The sequence below is a fragment of the Streptosporangium sp. NPDC003464 genome (assembly GCF_053588315.1).
The window spans coordinates 1-16007 of record NZ_JBSFPS010000234.1; the positions used below are offsets into that span (position 1 = coordinate 1).

At 74.0% G+C, this 16007-nt stretch carries 13 protein-coding genes; 7 read left to right on the forward strand and 6 right to left on the reverse strand.

The window, feature by feature from the left end:
• Positions 1-93: 93 nt before the first annotated feature.
• From ACWDS7_RS36875 to ACWDS7_RS36885, 3 genes are all read right to left on the reverse strand, one after another.
• The gene (locus ACWDS7_RS36875) at positions 94-1725 is read right to left on the reverse strand and encodes a DUF885 domain-containing protein (RefSeq protein ID WP_451933021.1); all 1632 of its coding nucleotides are present in this window, start codon (positions 1723-1725) and stop codon (positions 94-96) included.
• Between the two features lie 72 nt (positions 1726-1797).
• Positions 1798-4128 carry a VIT domain-containing protein gene (locus ACWDS7_RS36880; protein WP_451933022.1) on the reverse strand — a complete coding sequence of 777 codons (2331 nt, stop codon included), beginning with the start codon at positions 4126-4128 and terminating at the stop codon, positions 1798-1800.
• A complete protein-coding gene (locus tag ACWDS7_RS36885; protein ID WP_451933023.1) occupies positions 4125-4847 on the reverse strand; it encodes a MerR family transcriptional regulator in 723 nt (240 codons plus the stop codon). The genes ACWDS7_RS36880 and ACWDS7_RS36885 overlap by 4 nt, the downstream gene beginning before the upstream one ends.
• A 113-nt stretch (positions 4848-4960) precedes the next feature.
• Between ACWDS7_RS36885 and ACWDS7_RS36890 the strand changes: the two genes are divergently transcribed.
• The 3 genes from ACWDS7_RS36890 to ACWDS7_RS36900 all read left to right on the forward strand — a co-directional run bounded on the left by ACWDS7_RS36890 (position 4961) and on the right by ACWDS7_RS36900 (position 6378).
• Positions 4961-5428 (forward strand): Dps family protein, encoded by a 468-nt coding sequence (locus tag ACWDS7_RS36890; RefSeq protein WP_451933024.1) that lies wholly within the window; start codon positions 4961-4963, stop codon positions 5426-5428.
• A gap of 147 nt (positions 5429-5575) precedes the next feature.
• Positions 5576-6175 carry a hypothetical protein gene (locus ACWDS7_RS36895; RefSeq protein WP_451933025.1) on the forward strand — a complete coding sequence of 200 codons (600 nt, stop codon included), beginning with the start codon at positions 5576-5578 and terminating at the stop codon, positions 6173-6175.
• The gene (locus ACWDS7_RS36900) at positions 6172-6378 is read left to right on the forward strand and encodes a hypothetical protein (protein WP_399961344.1); all 207 of its coding nucleotides are present in this window, start codon (positions 6172-6174) and stop codon (positions 6376-6378) included. Before ACWDS7_RS36895 ends, ACWDS7_RS36900 begins: the two co-directional genes overlap by 4 nt.
• 10 nt (positions 6379-6388) lie before the next feature.
• Here ACWDS7_RS36900 and ACWDS7_RS36905 read toward each other — a convergent pair whose 3' ends face one another.
• The gene (locus ACWDS7_RS36905; protein ID WP_451933026.1) at positions 6389-9460 is read right to left on the reverse strand and encodes a KAP family P-loop NTPase fold protein; all 3072 of its coding nucleotides are present in this window, start codon (positions 9458-9460) and stop codon (positions 6389-6391) included.
• 197 nt (positions 9461-9657) lie between these two features.
• On the opposite strand from ACWDS7_RS36905, the gene ACWDS7_RS36910 reads away from it, so the two are divergent.
• From ACWDS7_RS36910 to ACWDS7_RS36920, 3 genes are all read left to right on the forward strand, one after another.
• A complete protein-coding gene (locus ACWDS7_RS36910) occupies positions 9658-10806 on the forward strand; it encodes an alkaline phosphatase PhoX (protein ID WP_451933027.1) in 1149 nt (382 codons plus the stop codon).
• 156 nt (positions 10807-10962) lie between these two features.
• Positions 10963-11097 (forward strand): hypothetical protein, encoded by a 135-nt coding sequence (locus ACWDS7_RS36915; RefSeq protein ID WP_451933028.1) that lies wholly within the window; start codon positions 10963-10965, stop codon positions 11095-11097.
• A gap of 89 nt (positions 11098-11186) precedes the next feature.
• Complete coding sequence (locus tag ACWDS7_RS36920; protein WP_451933029.1) at positions 11187-11750, forward strand: sigma-70 family RNA polymerase sigma factor; 564 nt, start codon at positions 11187-11189, stop codon at positions 11748-11750.
• Positions 11751-11947: 197 nt separating this feature from the next.
• Here ACWDS7_RS36920 and ACWDS7_RS36925 read toward each other — a convergent pair whose 3' ends face one another.
• Complete coding sequence (locus ACWDS7_RS36925) at positions 11948-12568, reverse strand: TetR family transcriptional regulator (protein ID WP_451933030.1); 621 nt, start codon at positions 12566-12568, stop codon at positions 11948-11950.
• Positions 12569-12699: 131 nt separating this feature from the next.
• On the opposite strand from ACWDS7_RS36925, the gene ACWDS7_RS36930 reads away from it, so the two are divergent.
• Positions 12700-14886 (forward strand): MMPL family transporter, encoded by a 2187-nt coding sequence (locus ACWDS7_RS36930; RefSeq protein WP_451933031.1) that lies wholly within the window; start codon positions 12700-12702, stop codon positions 14884-14886.
• A gap of 48 nt (positions 14887-14934) precedes the next feature.
• On the opposite strand, the gene ACWDS7_RS36935 is transcribed toward ACWDS7_RS36930, so the two are convergent.
• Positions 14935-15834 (reverse strand): bifunctional helix-turn-helix transcriptional regulator/GNAT family N-acetyltransferase, encoded by a 900-nt coding sequence (locus tag ACWDS7_RS36935; RefSeq protein ID WP_451933032.1) that lies wholly within the window; start codon positions 15832-15834, stop codon positions 14935-14937.
• Positions 15835-16007: the final 173 nt, after the last annotated feature.

The window sequence follows — 16007 nt, forward strand, 5'->3', positions numbered from 1 at the left end:
CATTACGCCACGCTCGGAGTTGGACATTCGGGATGTTGTCTGGCATCTCGGGTCTTCCTCGCGGCTGGGGGCTCAAGAGGAAAGAAGGGGGGCTCAGCCGATCCGGCGCAGCGCCTCGGCCAGGCCGGACAGACCCACCGGGCCGAGCTCCAGGGCCGAGGTGTGCCAGCGGCGCAGGTCGAAGTCCGCACCCAGGCGCTGCCTGGCCTCCTCGCGGGCGGCCAGCCAGGCGCGCTCGCCCAGCTTGTAGGAGGGCGCCTGGCCCGGCCAGCCGAAGTAGCGGACCACTTCGGCGTGGACCCGGTGCGGCTCGCACCGGCCCTGGTCGCGCAGCACCTCGCAGGCCCGCTCGAAGGTCCACTTCGAGCCGTCGGGGAGCGGCAGGTCCAGGTGGACGCCGATGTCGATGACCACGCGGGCGGCCCGCAGCGCCGACGCGCCGAGCATGCCCAGCCGGGTGCCCGGCTCGGTGAACCAGCCCAGCTCGTCGGCCAGCCGCTCGGCGTAGAGCGCCCAGCCCTCGCCGTGCCCGCTCACCCAGGAGTTCCTGCCGAAGCGTGACAGGCTGTCCCCGGCCACGCGGGTGGCCCCGAGCTGGAGGTGGTGGCCGGGCACGCCCTCGTGGAAGACCGTGGTCAGCTCGCTCCAGGTCTCGAACCGGCCCCGGTCACCGCCCACCGGCCACCAGGTGCGGCCCGGCCGCGACAGGTCCTCGCTGGGCGAGGTGTAGTAGGCCGCGCCCGAGGTCGAGCCCAGGGCCAGGGTGACGTCCACCCGGCGCAGTGGTTCGGCGATGTCGAAGTGGGTGCCGTGCAACTGCTCGACCGCCTGGTCGTGCCGCTCCTGCAGCCAGCCCCGGTAGGCGTCCAGGCCGTCGACGTACTGCGTCTCGTTGAGGATCGTGGTCGCCTCCTCCACCGAGGCGCCCGGCCGCACCCGCTGCGCCTCGGCCGACAGCTCGGCCTCGATGCGCGACAGCTCGGCCCAGCCCCACTCGTAGGCCTCCACCAGGTCGATGTCGGCGCCCAGGTTGAGCCGGGCGCCCACCGCGTAGCGCTCGGCGCCCACCGGGTCGTCCTCCGCCGCGCGGGGGGCGTATTCCTCCCGCAGGTAGCGGGTGGCCTCGGCGTAGGCGGCGTGCGCGGCCGCCGCGCCCCGCTCCAGCTCCTCCCGGACCGGGCCGTCGCCGTAGCTCGTCACGAACGCCTGGTGCGTGCCGTCGCTCGCGAAGAGCTCGGTCTGCACGGCCAGCTCCAGCGCCTGGCGGCGGGCCGCCGACATGCCCTGGGCGAGGCCGGCCGCCAGGCTCGCCCGCCAGCCGTCCAGCATCTCGGGGACGGCCGCGAGCCGGGCCGCCACGTTACGCCACTCGTCGTCGCTGCCGTGCGGCAGCAGGTCCACGCTGTCGCGCAGGTCGGTGATCAATCCGAACGGGGCCTGCACCGCGCGGAACGGCTCGCCGATCTCGTACCAGGCGAGCTCGGCCTCGAGGCGCTCCCGCAGGTGCGCCGCGGCCCGCACATCCGCCTCGCCCTGCGGGCGCAGGGGAGTGAGCCTGCCCAGCGTCTCGCTGATCAGGGCGGCCCGGGCGGCGATGCCGTCCGGGCCGTAGTCGGTGGCCGGGGCGAATTCGATGTCGATGCCGCTCGCCCCGGCGCCGACCGGGTCGAGCGCCGCCGAACGGGTGACATATTCATCGCAAAGGGCGAAGATCGGGCTGGTCATCCCGGCACTTTAGCCGACCTGACCTGCGGAGTCACTGGATGATCGACACGATTTGACGACTTCGGTCACGGTTCATCTCTTCCAGAACGGGCGGCGCCCCCCGGAGCGGCTCAGCGCCTCCAGCCCGTCGACGGCCCGCTGCCACAGCGCGTCCACGTCCGTGCCGGACTGCAGATCCCTGGCCAGGGCTTCGAGCTCCGCGTGACCGCCCAGGTGGACGGCCAGCGCCGCCAGCCTGCTGCCCAGGTCCTGGAGGTAGCGCAGCCGGTCGGCGGCGCCGAGGGACCCGGCGGCGCGCAGCCGCCGCAGCTCCTCGCCGAGCTCGGCCCGGGGCAGCTCCCTCGCCGCGGCGGGTGCCGCCACCGGCGCGGGACGGGGCGGGGCCATCCTGGCGCGCGGGGCGGAACCGCCGGCCGCCACGCCCCGCGGCGCGCCGCCCATCCCGCCGACCGCGAACTTCGGCGCCGCGCCGGGGGCTCCGGGCGGTCCGGCGGGCGCGCCGGGCTGGGGCGGGGCCATCGCGGTCATCATCATCGGCGCCGCCGCCACGGCCGGGCTCTGCCAGCCGCTGGGCAGCTCCACCGGCTGGATGACGCGGTGCCCCGGCCCGCCCTCGGCGACCACCTTGCTGTCGACCGCGACGAACGCGGTGAAGCGGCAGAGCACGCCGTATTCGAGGGAGATCTCGACGATCTCCCCTTCCAGCGAGTGGTCGCCGGCGGCGTAACGGTCCTCCAGGGCGCGCAGCCGGGCCCGCGCCCAGATCGCGCGGGTCGCGGGGCTGTCCGTGCGGACCCCGGCGACCCGCCGCTCCCACGGCTGGACGGCTCCGTCCACGCCGTGCACGGTCAGCGCTCCGTCGCGCGGGTGCCGGTAGCGGCCCAGGACGGTGAGCGGCACGCCCGGGTAGATCGAGCCGAGGTGGCTGACCGTGCCGGGGACCAGGTCGAGCCCGTCGGCCTTGAGGGACAGATCGGTGACCAGCGGGGCGCCGATCCTGCGGTGGATGTGCTCCATCGCCTCGTCCAGGCGGTCCTCCGACTCCACCAGCTCGCACCGGCCCGAGCCCAGCCCGGCCAGCCTGCCGAGGAATCCGGCGTTGACCGCCCGGTCGATGCCGACCGTGTGCACCCGCACCCCGGCCAGCCGGGCGCCGACCCGCTCCAGGATCTGGTCCTCGTTGCCGACCTGCCCGTCGGTGACGAGCACCAGGACCCGGTCCCCGTCGGAGCCGGCGAGCAGTGCGACGGCCTGCTCCAGCGGGGCCAGCATCTCGGTGCCGCCGCGCGCCTCCAGCCGGGCCAGGTGTTCCACCGCCCGGTAACGGTTGCGGTCGGAGGCCTCCGACAGTCCCTCGCCGAGCCCCTCGGGCCGCTCCACCACGGTGTCGAAGGAGAGCACCGCGAACCGGTCGCCGCGGGTGAGCGTGTCGACGATCCGCGCGGCGGCGCGCCGGGCGGCGACCATCTTCCAGCCGGTCATGCTGCCCGAGCGGTCCAGCACCAGCACGACGTCCTTGGCGGCGGCCGTGGCGGGTGCCGGATCGGGGACGACGGTCAGCGAGAACGTGCCGTCACCGTCGGCGTCGCCCTCGCCGTCGTCGGGGACCAGCGCCAGCGAGGTGGAGGCGTCGAAGGACAGGCGCAGGATGAAGTCACGGTCCAGCCGCTCGCCCGGCTGGAGGCGGACGGTGCTCCCCTCCTCCTGGACCACGTGCAGGCTGGAGCGGAGCTCGCGCAGCTCCAGCCCGGCCGGGTCGACGGAGACCGCAAGCGAGAGCCGTACCGGGTTGGGGAAGCCGGGCAGCAGCACCGGAGGCGTGATCCGGGAGGCGTCCGGGACCGCGTCGGTGTCGGGGGCCCAGCCGTCGCCGGCCTGGCCGCCGTCGAGCGGGGTGCCGGGGATGTAGCGGGGCGCGACGACCAGCGGGAAGCGGAAGGTGGCCGCGCCGTCCTCGTAGGGGAGCGGCTGGTTGAGGGTGAGGTGTACGGTGACCCGCTCGCCCGGCACGATGTTGCCGACCCTGATGGTGAAGACGTCGGGCCGGTCCTCCTCGGCGATCGCGGCCCGCCTGCCCTCGGCGACCGCCTGGTCGTAGTCGGCCCTGGCCTGGCCGCGCTCCTTGAGGGTCCCCTCGATGACCCGCCCGTCGGCCTCCATCCTGAAGGCGGTCACGGCGGCCCGGTCGGGCAGCGGGAAGACGTAGGTCGCCTCCAGCGCCACGTCGTGCGGGTTGCGGAAGCCCTGGACCACCTCCACCCCGGCGATCAGGCCGGACACGGCGGCGGTGACGTCCACACTCTCCAGCGGCAGGTTGCCGCGCTCGGTGACGAGCGTTCCGAGCCCGGCGTCCGGGACCGGCTCGCACTCCTCCGGCGGCAGCGTCGCGATCGAGGTAATCATGGCAGCTTCTTCCCTTCGGGAGGGGCGAGGTCGTGTTCACGCAGGATCGAGAGGAGCGCCTCGGATGCGGCGCCGATCTCGGCGAGGTCGTCGGGTGAGGGGGCGCGGCCGCCGCCGTCGAGCAGCAGCGTCACTCCGGCCGCCAGCCGTACGCCGTGGACGATCGCGGCGGTCGGAGCGGCCGGGGTGAGCGGGGCGACGGTCGGGGCGGACGGGACGGACGCTGCGGGCGGCCGGGCGCCGGCGGCCGCCGCGCGGGCCGGAGGCGCGGCCGGTCGAGGGGGTGGCGAGGACGGGGCCGCCGGGACCGCCGGGGGTGGCGCGGCCGCGGCGGCCGGGGGTGGCGAGGACGGGGCCGGTGGCTCGGCCCAGAAGCGCGGCCGAGCGGTCCTGGGGACGGCCGGCTCGGCCGGGGGCTCGGGGAGGCGGGCGATCGACTCCAGGACCTGGTCGGTGGCCCCGGTGAGCTCGGCCTGGATCTCGGCGATGGTCCGGCCCTCGGCCTGGCGCCGCTTGACGGCGATGAGCTGGAGCAGGTGGCGCCGGCCGTACACGGCGACGCGGCCGCGGCGGGCCGACGGCGGGTCGAGCAGGCCGATCGTGGAATACCACCGGATGAGGCGCTCGTTGGGCACGTCTCTGACCCGCCCGTTGAGCTGGGCGGTGGGGGTCAGCGCCGCGGAGGCCCGCTCAGCCAGTTCACCGATGGTCCATTCCATGTCTCGATAGTGACACTGTCACTGTGACAGTGTCAACATAAGGGGCGCGGGGTGGGGTAGGGACGTTTCGTACCAAAAGGGAAACTGATATCGAAACAGGGGGAGGACATCCCATGTCCGCGATCACCAGCCCGCTCAATCCCGATGACAAGAAGGTCGTCGCCGCCGCGCTCCAGGGCGCGCTCGTCGACCTGCTCGACCTGTCGCTCCTGACCAAGCAGGCTCACTGGAACGTGATCGGCCACAACTTCCGCTCGCTGCACCTGCAGCTCGACGAGATCGTCGCGGCGGCCAGGGAGCACGCGGACACCGTCGCCGAGCGCGCGGTGGCCCTCGGATGCAACCCTGACGGCCGCTCCTCCACACTCGCCAACACGACCGAGGTGCAGCAGCTGGAGCCGGGCTACATCAACGACGGCAAGGTCGTCGCCGCGATGACGGACATCCTCGGATCCATCGTCCGCCGGATGCGCGAGCGCGTCGAGGCCACCGACGAGCCCGACCCGGTGACCCAGGACATCCTCATCGAGATCACCCAGGACCTGGAGAAGCACCACTGGATGATCGAGGCCCAGCGCTAGCCGGCCCGTCACGCCGGTGACCGGTCCCGGCGGGGGCCGGTCGCCCGGCGGCGACGCCCGGCCGGCGTCCCGCTGGCCGGTGTGATCACAAGTGGGCTACATTGCGGCATGCTCGGAAACCCCCCGGAATGGCCGCTGGACTCGCCGATGACACGGCCGCCGGAACAGCCGGGCCTGCCGTCGCTCACCCGGGCGCTGATCGGTCCCCCCGGCCGCCTGCTGCTACCCGCCACCGCGCTCGCCGGCTCCCTCCTGATGTACGGGGTGAGCGTCCCGGGGGACTACTTCCTGACGGTGATGCTCGCCGGCTTCCTGTGCCTGGTCCTCGCGATCGTCTGGATCCCCCGTTTCGTCGTGGCGCTGCTGCGCGCCGACGGCCGCCCCGGCCTGCGCCGGCACTGGCTGCGCTGGGCGGCGGCGCCGGTGATGGGGGCGGCCGTGACCGGGCTGCTGTACTTCGACGTCCCCGCCACCGCCCGCTTCGCGCTCTCCGAGGCGAGCCTGGAGCGCTTCGCGCGGGCCGTGGCGGCCGGGGAGGAACTGGAGGTCGGCGGCCGCTGGGTGGGGCTGTACACCCTGGACTCGGCCGAACGGACCGACGGCGTCGTCCGCTTCCTGGTGGCGGGCACCGGTTTCATCGACCGTTACGGCTTCGCCTGGAGTCCCGGCGGGGAGCCCCCGGACGACTACGGCGGCGCCTACCACCACCTGCGCGGACCCTGGTACGAGTGGAGGGAGGACTTTTGAGAGTCCCGGGCGTTCCCGTCATGTGGATCATCTTCGCCACAGGTTCGTTCTTCGCGCCGCTGTTCCTGCCGCGCGTCGGCTGGCTGCTGTTCCTGCTCGCCGCGCCGGTCAGCATGTTCGCCGCCGTGATCACGGCCTACCAGGAGGCCGCCCGGTTCCGGGCCGCCGCCCCGCCGCCGGCGGGTGAGGGGCCGGAGGTCTGAGGCCGCTCCCTCAGAGGAGGTGGCGGGCCAGGTCGGCGATGGAGTGGGGGCAGGAGAGCAGGCCGCGCAGGGTGTCCAGATGGGTGGGGCCCGGGGCGTCCGGGCCGGTCAGCCCCGCCTCGCGGACGGCCCGCTCCCAGCTCCGGTCGTCGTCCGCGGCGCGTTCGAGCCGCCGCAGCACGCTCACCCCGTCGATCTCCCGCACCAGCGGTGACAGCAGGTGCGGCCAGTGGATGGTCAGCGCCGCGAGCTTGGCCACCTCACCGTCGGAGGCGGGCGCCGCGCCGGCCAGCGTGCGCCGGTAGACGAGGAAGGAGTAGAAGCGGAAGACGTTCACATAGCGCTTGATCTCGCGCGGGTTGAAGAACGTCACGACCGGCAGCACGGACTCGATCGCCCGGTAGGCGTTCTCGTCGCTGTAGAGGTCGTCGAAGACCCGGTCGGCCGCCTCGCGCGTCGCCGAGGCCAGCCCGCCGATGGCGTCCAGTGCCTCCACGCCCAGGATCTCCTGCGCCCGCCGCGCCGCCTCGTCCAGATCCGCGGCCGTCGGCCGTAGCCCCCAGATCGCATCCTCCAGCCGGCTCACCAGCGCCGGGTCCGCCGGCTCCACCGGACGTGTCCTGGGCAGGGCGAGCGGCAGGTCGAGCGGCTTGCGCGACTCCGGCACCCTCCCCCGGAGCCCCGCCTCGGGCGCGGCCCCGGGCACCTGTTCCTCCGGCGCCTCGCCGTGAGCGTCCGTGCCGCGGCCTGTCCCGCCGGGACCGCCGCGAGCGTCCGTCCCGGGGCCCCCGCCGGTGCCGGAGATCTCGGGCATGCCCAGCAGCGCCCGCACGAAGCCGGGCAGCCGGTCGGCGTCGTCCAGCAGCGGCACGCTCAGCGGCAGCTGCACGATCTTCTCCAGGAACCGCCAGCCCAGCCCGGAGCGCCCGTCGTCCGGCATCGTCTCCACCAGCTCCGGATAGGCGGCCTCCACGTGCGCGGCCACCACCTCCGGCTCCATGGCCAGCACGAACACGCAGTTCGGGAACTCGCCGGCGAGGAACAGGTTGATCGCCTCGATGACCTGCGCCACCGTCCCCGGCGAGCACCGGTCCAGGTCGTCGACGAACACCACCAGCGGCCGCTCCTCGGTGGCGATCAGATCGAGCACCTGCCGCATGTCGGTCTGGACCAGGTGGAGGAAGCCCGTCCTGGAGCGGTAGCCGGGGTTGATCACGGCCTCGGCGACGGCTCCCTCCGCCGTGCCGGGGGAGAGCAGGTCGGGCTGGCGGACCAGCCCCTGGAAGGCGGTGTCGGCCGACTCCCGCAGGAACCTCGCCAGCCGTACGGCGCCGGCCCCCACCACGGCCAGCGGGCCGGCCGTGCCGACGGCGGCGGCGGCGTCCCGCAGCAGGGTGGCGGAGGCGGGCAGCAGGGCGGCGCCCGCCAGGAAGGCGCCGGTGAGGACCAGGGTGGCGGCCAGGGCGAGGGCCGGCAGGATCAGCCGGGTCGCCGCCAGGTGGTAGGCGCGCCGGCGGACCGCCTCCCGGTCGATCCTGGCCAGGTTGAGCTCCAGCCAGAACCGCTCCCGCTCCGCGCGCGGCAGCCGCCGGGTGACCTGGCTGATGATCTCGTGGGCGAGCCCGGCCCATACCTGCTCGCCGTTCTGGTACATCCACGGGTTGAACCAGACCGTCGGCCGCCAGTCCGCCTGACGCACCGGCAGGGTGCCCGGCTCGGCCAGCCCGGCGCTCTCCCCGGGCCGCCGCCGGGCCCGGGCCAGCACCTCGGAGTTGGTCAGGGCCCGCTCCCCGCGGGAGCCGGGCAGGTGGATCTCGGCGGGGCGGTCTCCGGCGGCCCCGGGGTCCAGCAGGTCCTGGATCATCCGCATCAGGGAGGTCTTCCCGGTGCCCCACGGCCCCTTGACGCCGATCGTGAGCGGGGGCCGCGTCTCGGGGTGGCGGACGAACGCGGCGATGGCCTCGGCGTAGACCCGGTGCCCGAGCTGGTCCTGGGTGGTCCACCGGTCGGCGGTGAGCCTGGCCCGCGGCTGCACGGGGCGCCGCCCGGCCCGCAGCCGGCGCAGCACCGCGCAGGTCCGGGCGCGCTCGGCCGCCGACAGCCGCGAGTAGGCGAAGTCCCGCACGGCCGGATGGACGAACATGGTCGTCTCGCCGAGCAGCCCCCAGTTCCTGAGCTCGGTGGCGTCGCCGAGGAGATCGTCGATCGACTCGCCCTCCTCCAGCAGGGAGGCCTTGCGCAGCAGCTCCCTGGCCGGCTCGCTCAACTGGAGCTCGTAGACCCGCCGGACGATCTCGGCGCCCGAGGCCGGGGGCGAGGGGTCGCCGAGCCGGGCCAGCACGCGCGCGAAGGCGGCGGGCGGGCGGGCGGACAGGTCCCGGGCCTGGGTCACCGCGACGTCCGTGACGTCGCCGTAGGCGATCAGGATGGGGGTGCGGGCGGCGGAGACGCTCTCGTAGCGGCGCAGCGCGTAGGCGTGCAGGTCACCGATGGTGATCATCCCGTCGCCGTCCAGGTCGGCGGCCCGGGTGGTCAGGCCGTCGGCGAGGACGCCGGTCAGGCTCTGCGCGGGCCCGTGGACCCTCTCGTCGAGCCTCAGGGTCAGGGTGAGCGCCGCCGCGGCCACCCGGGGCTCGCCCGCCACGGCGAGCTGCCGGACCGGTGCGGCGGAGCCCTCCAGGGCGCTCCAGCCGAAGTCCACGATCAGCAGTACGGCGGCCGCCGACGACTCGCCGACCTGCCGGCCGAACGCGCCGATCATCGACCCGAGCTGCCCGGAGGTCCAGCCGTTGTCGCCGGGGAGGCGGACGACCAGCAGGTCGCGCTCCTGCGCCGAGCGCAGGAACTCCCACACCCGCTCGCCGTCGGCGTGCGCCCCCCGGCCGCGCTCGGAGTCGACGGCGAAGCCCTCGGCGCGCAGCGCGCCGGCCAGGCGCACGTCCGGCGGGGCGGTGCGGGCCGGGCCGGGCGGGGAGCCGGGCGGGGCGTCCGGAGAGGGGTCGAGGAAGACCAGGGCCCTGCGGGCACCCACCCGGGGCGCGGTCTCGAAGGTCGGATGCGCGGAGGCCAGTCCCTCGCTCAACGGTGCTCCCGTCCTGACGGCGATGTGTGCCCCACTCTGGACGGCCGGGCGCCGCCGCATGCGGATCTTGGCGATAGGGCGACCGGTTTTGGGGAACGCTTGCCCCCGGGTTTCCGGAAAGTTTGGGCCGGGGCGGTCACCCCGTTCATGTGAATTCGATCGACTGGGCGCGTACCGTGAGGCAACGAGGAGGCGCCATGCTCCGCCGTACGCTGGTCCGCGCCGGAGGTCTGGCCGCCGGGTCGGCCCTGGCCGGATCGCTCTGGCAGGGGGCCGCGCGCGCCACCCCGGTGCGCTCCCGCGGCCCCTACGGCCCGCCCGGCCCGCCCGACGCCAACGGGGTCGCGCTGCCGGCCGGGTTCACCAGCAGGGTCGTGGCCCGCACCGGCCACCGGGTCGGCGGGGTGCTCTGGCATCCGGCGCCCGACGGCGGCGCGTGCTTCCCCGACGACGACGGCTGGATCTACGTGTCCAACTCCGAGATCCCGCTGCTCGGCGGCGCCACGGCGATCAGGTTCGGGCCCGGCGGGGCCGTCCGCGGCGCCTACCGGATCCTGTCGGGCACCGACCTCAACTGCGCCGGCGGCCGCACCCCGTGGAACACCTGGCTGTCGTGCGAGGAGGTCCCGCGGGGGCGGGTCTTCGAGTGCGACCCGTACGGCTCGCGCGCCGCGATGCCGCGCCTGGCCATGGGCAGGTTCAAGCACGAGGCGACCGCCTGCGACCCGGACCGGCGGGTCGTCTACCTGACCGAGGACGAGCCGGACGGCTGCTTCTACCGGTTCCGGCCGGCCCACTGGGGCGACCTGACGTCGGGCCTGCTGGAGGTGCTGTGCGCCCCCTCCGGCACCGGGCCGGTGACCTGGCGGCGGGTGCCCAACCCGGCCGCGTTGCTGGAGGCGACCCGCCACCAGGTCGACGCGGCCAGGCACTTCGCCGGGGGAGAGGGCTGCCATTACGCCGACGGCGTCTGCTTCTTCACCACCAAGGGCGACAACCGGGTGTGGGGCTACGACGCGGAGAACGAGCGCCTGGAGATCGTCTACGACGCCGACACCCCGCTGAACGGCGTGGACAACATCACCGGCACTCCCGGCGGTGACCTCTACGTCGCCGAAGACGGCGGCGACATGGAGATCAACCTGATCACCCCCGGCCGGGTGGTCGCCCCGTTCCTCCGGGTCGACGGCCACCCCAGGTCGGAGATCACCGGCCCCGCCTTCTCCCCGGACGGCAGCCGCCTCTACTTCTCCTCCCAGCGCGGGGCCCGCGGTGACGCCGCCGGGACCGGCGGCGTCACCTACGAGGTCAGCGGTCCGTTCCGCCGTCGGACGAGCGACTCCTGACGATCACGATGTGGTGGCTCCGCGGCGGCGCTCCGGAGCCCTCCGGCCGACCCGTCCGGACCTGACATCGGAAACGCCCGTCGGCCGGGCGCGACTCTCCGCCCAGGTCACGGGCGTGAATCCACGGGGCGGCTCGCGAGGTCCCGCTTCGCGGCCATGACCCGGCTCGCACCGATCATGCGGACACTCGGTCCCGCACCCGACCGGGCCGGGGTGTCGGAGTCGTGGCTGGTCTGGCCGATCGGCGCGCTCAAGGCCCTGGGCGCGCTCGGGCTGGACCCGACGCGCTGATCGTCATCCGCCCTGCGATCTCCTCCGGCGCGTCACACTCGTGCGGTCGAACGGGCTCTTGAGGGGTGTCCGTCCGGAACAGGGAGCCCATGATGCGTGAAGACCCCACGGCCGACGCCTCCGGGGTGTTCGCCGACCACCGCGAGTCGTTGTTCTCGATCGTCTACGACATGCTCGGCACCGTCGGCGACACCGAGGACGTACTGCAGGAGACCTGGCTGGCGTGGTCGGTCCGGGATCCGGGCGGCATCGACGATCACCGCGCCTACCTGGTGCGCATCGCGGTCAACCAGGCCCTCGCCCACCAGGGCACGTTGCGCCGGCGCAAGGAGACCTCTCCGGGTCCGTGGCTGCCCGAACCGCTGATCACCGGCCCCGACGCCGCCGAGCCCGCCGTACGCGCCGAGTCGGTGTCGATCGCGCTGCTGGTCGTACTGGAGACGCTCACCCCGCTGGAACGGGCGGTGTTCGTGCTGCACGAGGTGTTCGCCTACCAGCACACCGAGATCGCCGTCATGCTCGACCGCGGTCCGGCCGCGGTCCGGCAGCTCGCGCACCGGGCGCGCGAGCACGTCCGGGCCCGGCGGCCGCGTGCCCGGGTCGACCGGCGCACCCACCAGGAGGTGACCGAGCGCTTCGTCGGCGCGCAATGAGGTCACATTCCGCCTTCTCCGGCGACATGGCGAGGCCCGGCCCGGTGACGGACCACATCGGCCGGTCCGCCTGCTGACCGCCGCGGGCGGGGTCCCCGCGGTCTTCCGCGCCGGTGGTCGGGAGGGACCAGCGCGAGCGCGTCTTCGCCTCATGCGGGAGGGGGTGGCGCCTCCGACACTAACCCTATATTGCCTACCTATGAAGAAGGAATTAGTGCGGGCGTCAGATAGGCCAGGAGCATCGCCTTGAGTTCGGCGACCAGTTCCTGCGATCTCGCCGGCGGGGCGGCGGCGATCAGCGGCATCGCGGCCTTGACCGCCGCCAGCGCCATCATGGCCAGCACGAGGCGGCGCTCGCCGTCCAGGTGGGGGGCGCGCAGCCCGAAGAGGTCGGCCAGCCGCCCGGCGATCCCCAGGTGGAGCCGCTCGGAGGCGGCCGCCAGGCGGTCGCCGGTGGCCGAGCCGTGCAGCAGCGCCCAGTAGGCGGGGCGGTCGGCCTTGTAGGCGACGATCTCGTCGACCAGCCGGTCGATCAGCTCCGCCAGGGGCATCCGCACGACGTCGCCGGTGAGCCGGGTCTCCCAGTGCTCGCGCCGCCCGTCGGTGAACCGGCTCAGCAGCCCCTGCAGGATCTCGTCCTTGTTGCGGAAGAACTGGTACAGCGAGCCGGGTGACATCCCCGCCCGCGCGGCGACCGCGTTGGTGGTCATCTCCGCGTATCCCACCTCGGCGATCACCTGTTCGGCCGCGTCGAGGATCTCCTCCATGCGTCTGAGGCCGCGCGCCTGCCGCCTCACCGTGCGCTGCTCTTCAGGCATGCGCCACCCCGTTCCCCGGACGTGCCCCGCCGTCGTGGCAGGGCTCCGCCCCGTTGACAAATGCGAGCATTCACTTGTATTTCTGTCTCGGACCGCAAATGCGAGCAGTTTACCGAGTTTCGGGGATGATCATGAGAACTGACGTGCGCGCCGTCGCGGCGCCACCGGGCCCTCCGCCCCTGCGCCGCCTGGGTTACCTGCTGGTCCGCCGGCGGCGGCTGGTGATGGCCGTGTCCCTGCTGGCGGCGCTCGCCATGGCCGCGCTGGCGGCCGGGACGGTGGGCGGGCTGTCGCTGGCCCGCTTCGAGGCGCCGGGGTCGGAGTCCGACCGGGCCGGGGCCGAGCTCGCCGAGCGGTTCGGCGCCGGCAGCGTGGACCTGATCCTCCTGGTCACCGCCAGGAGCGGCGACGTCGACACCCCCGCGGTCGCCGCCGCCGGGCAGGCCCTGACGCGGGAGCTGGCCGCCTCCGGCGGGGTGGCCGAGGCGGCCTCCTACTGGACGCGGGGCCGGCCGGCGACCCTGCGCAGCGAGGACGGCCGCCACGCGCTGGTCACGGCCCGCATCCCCGGTGACGCCGACACCGTCCGCGCGCGGATCCTGCCGGAGCTGGTGCCCCGGCTCACCCGGGGCAACGAGGCGATCTCGGTCAGGTCCGGCGGCGGCGAGGAGGTGTTCCGGCAGGCCGTCCCGCAGGCCAGGCAGGACTTCGTCCGGGCCGAGACGGTGATCTTCCCGCTCGTCTTCGCGCTGCTCTGGCTGTTCCTGCGCCGTGCGGTCGCCGCCCTGCTGCCGATCCTGGTGGGCGTGTTCGCCATGGTGACCACGCTCGCCCTGCTGCGCGGGGTGCTGCTGTTCGCCGACATCTCCACCTTCGCGCTGAACCTCACCCTCGCCATGGGGCTCGGTCTCGGCATCGACTACTCGCTGTTCGTGATCTCCCGGTTCCGGGAGGAGGCCGGACAGGGCCACGATCTCCACGAGGCCGTCGCGCGCAGCGTGGAGCGGGCCGGCCGTACGGTGATCTTCAGCGGCGTGACCGTCGCCGCCTCCGTCGCGGTGCTGCTGGCGCTGCCGTTCGACTTCCTGCGCTCCTTCGCCTACGCAGGGATCGCCGTCGTCGCCGGCGGGGTGGTCGGCGCGGTGGTCGTCCTGCCCGCGGTCCTCGCCGCGGTGGGCCACCGGGTGCTGCCCGGGCGCGAGCGGGGTGGGCGGGCCGGGGGACTCTGGCACGCGCTGGCCACCCGGGTCATGCGCAGACCCGTCGTCTACGGCGGCGTGGCGACGCTGGCGCTGCTCGTGCTCGGCTCGCCCTTCCTGGGGCTGCGCTTCGGCGTGGCCGACGACCGGGTCCTGCCCGCCTCCGCCCCGGCCCGGCAGACCCAGGAAGTGATCCGCGCCGGATTCCCCGCCGAGGAGACCGACGCGCTGCAGATCGTCTCCACCGGCCCGGCGGCGGACGTGGCGGGCTACGCCACGACGCTGTCCCGGCTGCCCGGCGTGGCGCAGGTCGACTCCGCGGCCGGCTCGTTCGCGGCGGGCCGGCGGATCGGGGACGGCGACCCGGCGCGCTTCGCCGGACCGGAGGGGACCTGGCTGTCGGTGGTGCCCTCGGCCGAGCTGATGGAGGACGATCCGGTCCGCCTCGTCGAGCGGGTCAGGGCGGTGCGGGCGCCGTTCGGGGTGCTGGTCGGCGGCTACCCGGCCGAGCTCGCCGACTACCGCTCCTCGGTGGTCGACCGGCTGCCGCTGCTGGTCGCCGTCATGTTCGCGGTGACCTTCGTCATCCTGTTCCTGATGACCGGCAGCGTGCTGATCCCGCTGAAGGCGACCGTGCTGAACCTGCTGAGCCTGTCGGTGATGTTCGGCGCGCTCGTCTGGATCTACCAGGACGGCAACCTGTCCGGGCTGCTCGGCTTCACCCCGACCGGCACCCTCGACCCGAGCATCCCGATCCTGATGTTCTGCATCGCCTACGGCCTGTCGATGGACTACGAGGTGTTCGTGCTGTCGCGGATCAGGGAGGAGTACGCCCGCACGGGCGACACCCCGGCGGCGGTCGCGGCGGGTCTGCAGCGCAGCGCCCCCCTCATCACGGCGGCGGGCGCGATCCTGGCGCTCTCCTTCGCCGTCTACGCCGGGGCGGGAGTGGTGTTCGTGCAGATGCTCGGCGTGGGCATGGCCGTGGCCATCCTCGTGGACGCCACGGTCATCCGGGCGATCCTCGTGCCGGCGTTCATGAGGCTGGCCGGCCCCGCCAACTGGTGGGCGCCGGCCCCGCTGCGCCGCCTCCACGCCCGCCTGGGCCTGTCCGACTGATCCGGGACGCCGGGACGCCGGGACGGCGGGCTCCTGTGGTGCGGCGGGTCAGAGGTCTCTGGCCCAGATCTCCTCGACGAACCCGTCGCCCGCCTCCTCGCCGACCGGCTCGAAGCCCGCCGCCCGGTAGATCCGGCGGGCGCCGGTCAGCACGTCCCTGGTCCACAGCGTGATCCGCCGGTAGCCCGCCGCCCTGGCGAAGCGCAGGCACTCCTCGACGAGCCGCCCGCCGATCCCCATCCCCCTGGCGGACGGCTCGACCAGGAGCATCCGGAGCTGGGCCGTCTCGTCGTCCTTGTGCACGCAGAAGACGCATCCGGCCCGCTCGCCGTCCACCTCGGCGATCCACCCCGCGTCGCGCCCGGGGTCGTGGGCGTCGACGTAGTCGGCCACGATCCTGGCCACCAGCGCCTCGAAGTCCTCGCCCCAGCCGTACTCCTGGCTGTAGAGCACGCCGTGGCGGTGCACCACCCAGCCGAGGTCTCCCGGGCGCGGCGGGCGGATGACGTAGGGGCGGGCCTTCGGGGCCCGGGTGAGGATCTCCTGGATCGCCGCCATGCTCGCCACCAGCCGCTGCCGGTCCTCCTCTCCCACCTCCTCCAGCAGGCCGCGCACCTGCGTCGCCGAGCGCTCGTCGAGGGTGGCGAAGGTGGCCCTGCCCGCCTCGGTCAGCCCGGCGACCTGCCGCCGGCCGTCGGCGGCCGACCGCTCGCGCACGATCAGCCCGTCGGTCTCGAAGCGGCCGAGCATCCTGCTGAGGTATCCGGCGTCGAGCCCGAGCAGCCGCCGCAGCTCGCCGGTCTCCATGTGGTCGCGCTGGGCGAGCTCGAACAGCACCCTCACCTCGGTGAGGGAGTAGGGAGTGTCCAGGACGCCCTGGTGGAGCACGCCGATGACCCCGGTGTAGAAGCGGTTGAAGGCGCGGACCTCCGCGACATGGTTCTGCATGTCTGACAGAATCAACCATTTCATTGACTCAGTCAATGGAATATCGTTCCGGGTCTGCCCCGGCGGCCTGCGGCCGGCCTCAGGCGGAGCGATCTTCAGCAGAAAACCGCTGACCCCGGCGCGCAGGGCGGCGGCGACGTGCTCGTCCTCGTCGAACGTGGTCAGCACGATGA

Bases quoted from the DNA above. Each gene is read 5' to 3' on its own strand.
- ACWDS7_RS36875 (WP_451933021.1), bottom strand. From the start codon at position 1,725: ATGACCAGCCCGATCTTCGCCCTTTGCGATGAATATGTCACCCGTTCG.
- ACWDS7_RS36880 (WP_451933022.1), bottom strand. From the start codon at position 4,128: ATGATTACCTCGATCGCGACGCTGCCGCCGGAGGAGTGCGAGCCGGTC.
- ACWDS7_RS36885 (WP_451933023.1), bottom strand. From the start codon at position 4,847: ATGGAATGGACCATCGGTGAACTGGCTGAGCGGGCCTCCGCGGCGCTG.
- ACWDS7_RS36890 (WP_451933024.1), top strand. From the start codon at position 4,961: ATGTCCGCGATCACCAGCCCGCTCAATCCCGATGACAAGAAGGTCGTC.
- ACWDS7_RS36895 (WP_451933025.1), top strand. From the start codon at position 5,576: ATGACACGGCCGCCGGAACAGCCGGGCCTGCCGTCGCTCACCCGGGCG.
- ACWDS7_RS36910 (WP_451933027.1), top strand. From the start codon at position 9,658: ATGCTCCGCCGTACGCTGGTCCGCGCCGGAGGTCTGGCCGCCGGGTCG.
- ACWDS7_RS36915 (WP_451933028.1), top strand. From the start codon at position 10,963: ATGACCCGGCTCGCACCGATCATGCGGACACTCGGTCCCGCACCCGAC.
- ACWDS7_RS36920 (WP_451933029.1), top strand. From the start codon at position 11,187: ATGATGCGTGAAGACCCCACGGCCGACGCCTCCGGGGTGTTCGCCGAC.
- ACWDS7_RS36925 (WP_451933030.1), bottom strand. From the start codon at position 12,568: ATGCCTGAAGAGCAGCGCACGGTGAGGCGGCAGGCGCGCGGCCTCAGA.
- ACWDS7_RS36930 (WP_451933031.1), top strand. From the start codon at position 12,700: ATGAGAACTGACGTGCGCGCCGTCGCGGCGCCACCGGGCCCTCCGCCC.
- ACWDS7_RS36935 (WP_451933032.1), bottom strand. From the start codon at position 15,834: ATGCAGAACCATGTCGCGGAGGTCCGCGCCTTCAACCGCTTCTACACC.